Genomic DNA, 5,862 nt, shown 5'->3' with positions numbered 1-5,862 from the left:
TGCCACAGTAATAGTTATGCTGGTTGTTATAGAATCTCATAGAGTCTTCTCCATTTTGGGTTTCGTTGCCTTCCAGCTTAGTCGAGAGGCTAAGTTGGAGGAGAAGGCTCAATGAGTATCAAACACAATAGTGTGTTCACTTCTGCCGAATGTACCCAACAAATAAGAGGTACAAGCAGAGTAAACCAGCCGGGAGACTCGAGAGGAAAAAATATGAAATTCAGACATAAGGTTGTCACCGCCTCTTCTATTTTATTGCTTGTGACTGTGGCGTTGCTGTCGACACAACAAGTTATGACCATCCGTTCACAGATCGAAGAAAACATCGATACCAGCGTGAGTGAGATCCTATCCAGTGTGGGGAACACGGTAGAATCGGAAATGAACGCTAAGAAAGAACTCGCTCAATCCATGACTGAGATTCTTGAAATTAACCCAAGCGACCACGATTACGTGAAAGATGTGCTAGAGAAACCAATGCCAAAATCAAGCTTCTTGGCCATAGGTTATGCTTACGACAGCAACGGATTCGTGATTGAAAACGATGATGGTTGGGAAGCCGGCCCTGATTACGATCCTCGTGTTCGCCCTTGGTTTGTATCAGCAAAAGCAGAAAACAAGCTTGTTGTCACCGATCCTTACGTGGATGTTTCTTCTAAGAAAGTGATCATCTCTATCGGTACTCCAGTGCGCGAAGCTGGCCAGTTTCTCGCAGCCATGTTTTACGATATGGAGCTAACCACCCTTTCTGACTTGGTTAACCAAGTAAACCTATTTGATGCGGGTTACCTTTTCCTAGTAACGGCAGATGGCACGACGATCGCGCACCCAGAAGCCAAATACAACGGCGAGAAGCTCTCAAGCTACCTACCACAAGTAGAGCTAGCATCAGGAGCTCAGCACATCGAGATGAACGGCGACAAATTCATGGTCAGCCTAACCCACATCCCAAGTGAAAACTGGTATGTAGGTGCAGTTGTTGATGAGAGCATTGCGTATGCTGCAGTAGGTAAGCTGCGTAATAGCGCAATCATCTACTCATTGATTGCTGTGATTGCCTCTATCATTGCGCTGACTATCCTTATCCGTACCTTGATGCGCCCTCTTGATGAGCTAAACACTGCAATCCAAGCTGTAGCATCAGGCAAAGGCGATTTGACGCAGCGCTTGGATACCAACACAGATCAAGAATTCTCTGAGCTGGCAAAAGGTTTCAACACCTTTATGGAGAACTTGCAGCATCAAATCATCGAATCGAAGAGCATTTCTGATCAGATCCTAAGTGGTACGCAAATCACCGCTGAAGGCGCTCGTGATTCGGCTTCTGCGATTCAAACTCAGCTGCAAGAACTTGAACAGCTCGCAACCGCAATGCACGAGATGTCAGTGACTGCGACAGAAGTTGCGAACAACGCACAAGGCGCGGCAAGTGCAGCGAAAGAAGCAGACGATGCAACGGTGCAAGGTTCTTCTATCGTGAATGAATCTACAGAGACGATTAACCTGCTTTCAGACAGCATCGATCAAGCAGTTGAGGAAGTGCAAGGTCTTGAGTCAGCAACGGCAAATATCGAAACGATTCTAAAAGTAATCAACGACATCGCAGACCAAACTAACCTACTGGCACTGAACGCAGCAATCGAGGCAGCCCGTGCGGGAGAATCTGGTCGTGGCTTTGCCGTTGTAGCGGATGAAGTTCGTACACTGGCGCAACGTACTCAAGAATCTACTACAGAAATCCGTAGCATGATTGAGCAACTTCAATCTGGCGCTTCCTCTGTTGCAAGTGCTATGCACCAGAGCAAAGGCAGTGCAGTAGAAGCGGTAGAGAAAGCAGAACACGCCAATGACGCTCTACAACGTATCCGCGATGCGATTCAACGTATCTCTGATATGAACCTGCAAATTGCGTCGGCAGCAGAAGAACAAAGCTTAGTAGCAGAAGAAATCAACAACAACACGGTTAACATTAAAGACCTGTCGACCCAAGTTGCTGATTCAGCGAACCGCACCAACGATGCAATGCAAGCACAGCATGAAGACGTTCGTAAGCAAGATGAGATCCTAAACCGCTTTACGGTTTAACTTCTCCTTTTTAACCCAGAACAAACTTCATCAAACAACAAGCAAAACAGCGAGCCAAAGTGCTCGCTGTTTTTTGTTTACAAAGCCACGTGTATGTAACGATCTTTCGAACGCTTATAGTAGAAGTCATCCACTTTTAGGTAAGTAAAATTACCTATCTGAATGTAGGTACCGCGTGGTAGAATGTGTTTGTAATGGTAGTAATGATGTTTTGGTCGCTTGTGCTTAACCACCACAACCTTTTTGTGTTTATGCTTGTGATGGTGATGTCCGTGATGATGTCCGTGCTTGTGGTGATGTTTTGGATGTGCAGCGACTTCAGCGCTAAACATCCCCAAAGAAAACATCATCCCAACGATCGTGAAAGAAAATCGCTTCGACACTCGGTTCCCCTTTACTCTATAACTTACTGCTTATCATAAAGAGAGAACTCGCTAGCCATGTCAGCCTGTGGCGAGACAGTTTCACCTCAAGGTCAAATATCATCACGATTTATCAGGCAACGGCCAGGCCATACACACCGTTGATGCAGCACTAACAATTCGGCGCAAAAAAGCCGCTTGTCCAGTTTAGGACAAGCGGCTTTCTACAAGTCAGTTATTGTGTATTGGCCGAGACGATTTACACCGCTTGAGCAAACAGCAAGAAACAACCGAATAGGAAAATCATGCTCATGCCCATTGCGCCACCACCTGCTTCGTACACGTTGTTGTCTTCCACTGGCACGCGACGCACTTTCATTGTCATCGATAGCGGAACGAATACCGCCAGGAACACAAGGATGATGCCAGCGTAGCTAAGAATCGCTAGGAAGTGTTCTGGGGCAAACACCGCGCCAAGTAACGGCAGAATAAACGTTGCCACGAATACAACAGGCTTACTTGCTTTCAGAAGATCCGCGTTTTGATCGTACAACGCCATTGCCACACCCAAGAAAGATGTCAAAAGTGCTAAGCCAGTAAACATAGACAGAATGAACTCAAGGCCGGAGTACTGTTGACCAAGAACAGAGATCAACTCAGACACGTTTGAGAACTGAATAAGCTCATGTGGTGGCAAGTTACCTACTACCGCGAAAAGCCACAGTAGGTAGCAAACAAGAGGAATAGTTGAGCCAACGATAATCATATTGCGCAGTTGGTTCTTACTCGCTTCTTTGTTGTAAGTTACCAAAGAAGGGATCACCACCATAAAGCCAAAGCTTGTGAACAGAACTGAGCTTTGTTTGATCAGTGCCATTTTGTCTGCGTTCACGACTTCACTTAGGCCTTCAAACGAGACATTTGGCGCAAGAGAGAATAACGTCAGAACAAGTGCGACAATCATACCGATGAATAAGCCACGGTTTAGTTTATCAACCACACCAGTACCCGCAGATACGATAAGACCAACCAAAACGGTAAAGCCAACTTGGCTAGAAATGGTAGAAAGTGGTAGGCCAACTGATGAGGTCACTTTTTGTACCAAGTCGCCAGCACCAATGATATAAGCCATCAGAAGACAAACAAGCAGTGCGTACAACAAACCGTTAGTAACAAGCTGACCGCCTTTACCAAGAGTTTCACGAGCGATTGCATTCATGCTGACGCCACCACCTACTTTACAGCTTGCTTCCAATAAAAGCAGTGCAGCATAAGTGGTACCCGCCCAGATGAACAGCATAAGAAGAGTGCCCCACAGGAGGCCGAATTGAGCAAGCACCATTGGTATAGCAAGCATACCAGCGCCAAGAGCAGTGCCTGCAACAATCAGGGAACTGCCGACAAGTTTTAGGTTCACGGTTAATACCTCTAAAATTTAATCCGTTTTGTTGTGACTTATCGTGCTTTTGCTTCGAAGCACGATCAACGGAAATGCCCTACCTTGCTGCCAATGAATTCGGTGTGATACCGCAATTCAGGATGTATGAAGCCTAAGCTCGAGATGGATCTATCCTGTCTGAGCATATTAAGGATGTAGGGAATCATTTCCGGGCAGAGTTCGATTAACGGAACGTCTCATTTTGGGTTCGAAGCAAAATCAGCGCATCCTTTTTCGTCAATCCCATTCTCTGCTGAATGGATTTGGTTCAAGGGGATTGTAAGGCATAAATAGGACGATTGAAAAGCAAAAGCTCTTTCTCATAGCCATATATTTTAACAAAGGTAAGTTAATACAACAGATATGTTGCAAAACAGCCAATTATTTAGCCTTTTGTTGTTATAAAGCATAAGAAGTGAGCTTTGTTGCTCAGTTTTTTTGAGGTGTACATGAAAATGTACACTCTATCGAAAGGTGTTAGAAACCCGGAGCATAGCCTAGATTCATCAATATCGTTATTATTCGCCCCGTACCGACACGTTTCGGTTCACATACCTCTAAACACTGATTTACGGTTCGAAAACTTAGGTAAATGAGTGTTCCGAATGCTGGGTGTGGTTCCCCAGCATTTGAATCCTTCCTTTCATTGATTTCTAGCACTTGGATTTAGCGCAATTGATATTGCGGGATTTCGTTCGTCTGTAATTTAGTTCAACGTTTGTTTTCAATAAGGTTTGCTTCAATAAGCCCATGTTTCAAAGCATCATAGCTCTTTGTCTAGTGCGTCGATGATGTAAGTTAATGCCGCTATGCCCATGTCTGAAACTAAACGCTCCATCGAACTTAGGTTCTCATAGGTTTGATCCAACTCTGCTTGATCAATATAACCTCGATGTAAAAACAGCTCTTTGTACTTCATTAATCGTTTCTGTGATTCACGTGTTAACCAAGTGACGTCCAGCCGAATATCGCAACTGCGATTACGAATTTCAGCAAGCAGTTGCTCTAAAACGCGTTGCATTTTGCGAATGTCTAACTCGCCAGAAATTGATTTATAAATCTGATATTTTTCCATTTTCTGAAACTAACTGAAATTACGTAAATTTTTTGTGGAACGTCATTCTTATCGCTATATCAATTTGGGTAAATACGAGGTGGCTAAACTGGTCCGGTTATTGCGTGGTTAAGGACAAAACTGTCCTCTAAGGAGTGCCAATGCAAGTAGACCCATTAATTGAAGTCCTTATAAAGCGACGCAAAATGAAAGGCGTCTCACGCGAGCAAATGGCTAAAGTCGCAGGGATGAGCGAAAAGACTTATCAAAGAATTGAGAGAGGCGAGTCAGATTTAAAGCTTTCGCAATATCGTTCCATATTACGTGCTCTCAACCTGACCGATTTAGATATTGCCCTTGATGCCAGAGGCGTCGGGAATATCTCCGCAAGTGATGTTGCTTCAGCAGCACGACTGCTATCACCAGAGGCGCAATCCATGCTGACAAAACTCATTTTCTTGGTGCTAGAGCAGAAAACCAACGAAGGCAAAAGCCTCAAAAAAACATAAAATCGTGACCTAGACTCCCATCTCAAACAACGTTATGGTGAGCTGAACTTACTTATTACCGCTTCGAGACTCCAAACGGTGGAGGAAGGCATTATGAGAAGCATCTGGGTCATAACAACCGCTACTCTCTGGCTGTGTGCGCCTACAGTCGTGTCTGCGCAAGAACAAATGAAGCCAGCCGTAAAACCGATCACCCAACCGGGAGATAAACACGATTTACATTCAGTCAATCGCCCTTATAGGCCAATCAAGCCGCCCTACTATCATCATCGACCATATTATCGTCCGCCCTATTACCGACCACCCTACTATCATCGACCGCCGTATAGCGTGAGACCTCCGCGTTATCATTCGTCATTCATCTATGTGAGGCCAGGGTACTGGTATCCGCCTTATCGCGGGCGCTGGCGGATC

General features: G+C 45.1%; 5 protein-coding genes and 1 pseudogene. 3 read left to right on the top strand and 3 right to left on the bottom strand.

Features of this window, described 5'->3' with window-relative positions:
• The first annotated feature begins 213 nt into the window (after positions 1–213).
• Positions 214–2,085, top strand: a complete 1,872-nt coding sequence (locus KIV40_RS25525; protein WP_285351988.1) for a methyl-accepting chemotaxis protein — start codon at positions 214–216, stop codon at positions 2,083–2,085.
• A gap of 77 nt (positions 2,086–2,162) precedes the next feature.
• Here KIV40_RS25525 and KIV40_RS25520 read toward each other — a convergent pair whose 3' ends face one another.
• The 3 genes from KIV40_RS25520 to KIV40_RS25510 form a co-directional block, all read right to left on the bottom strand.
• Positions 2,163–2,468: a hypothetical protein gene (locus tag KIV40_RS25520; protein ID WP_285351987.1), complete on the bottom strand. Its 306-nt coding sequence runs from the start codon at positions 2,466–2,468 to the stop codon at positions 2,163–2,165.
• Positions 2,469–2,706: 238 nt separating this feature from the next.
• Entirely contained in the window at positions 2,707–3,864 is a 1,158-nt protein-coding gene (locus tag KIV40_RS25515; RefSeq protein ID WP_005425080.1) for an amino acid permease, read from the bottom strand.
• Between the two features lie 784 nt (positions 3,865–4,648).
• Positions 4,649–4,960 carry a hypothetical protein gene (locus tag KIV40_RS25510; RefSeq protein WP_045419103.1) on the bottom strand — a complete coding sequence of 104 codons (312 nt, stop codon included), beginning with the start codon at positions 4,958–4,960 and terminating at the stop codon, positions 4,649–4,651.
• A gap of 140 nt (positions 4,961–5,100) precedes the next feature.
• Between KIV40_RS25510 and KIV40_RS25505 the strand changes: the two genes are divergently transcribed.
• Together KIV40_RS25505 and KIV40_RS25500 are read left to right on the top strand one after the other, a co-directional pair.
• Positions 5,101–5,448 carry a helix-turn-helix domain-containing protein gene (locus tag KIV40_RS25505; protein ID WP_012129787.1) on the top strand — a complete coding sequence of 116 codons (348 nt, stop codon included), beginning with the start codon at positions 5,101–5,103 and terminating at the stop codon, positions 5,446–5,448.
• A 93-nt stretch (positions 5,449–5,541) separates the two neighbouring features.
• Positions 5,542–5,862, top strand: a pseudogene (locus KIV40_RS25500) (hypothetical protein); the annotation flags it as partial.

It is taken from the genome of Vibrio sp. D173a, from assembly GCF_030248475.1.
The sequence above is the reverse complement of the archived record's forward strand: the minus strand, read 5'-3'. Positions and strand labels throughout refer to the sequence as shown.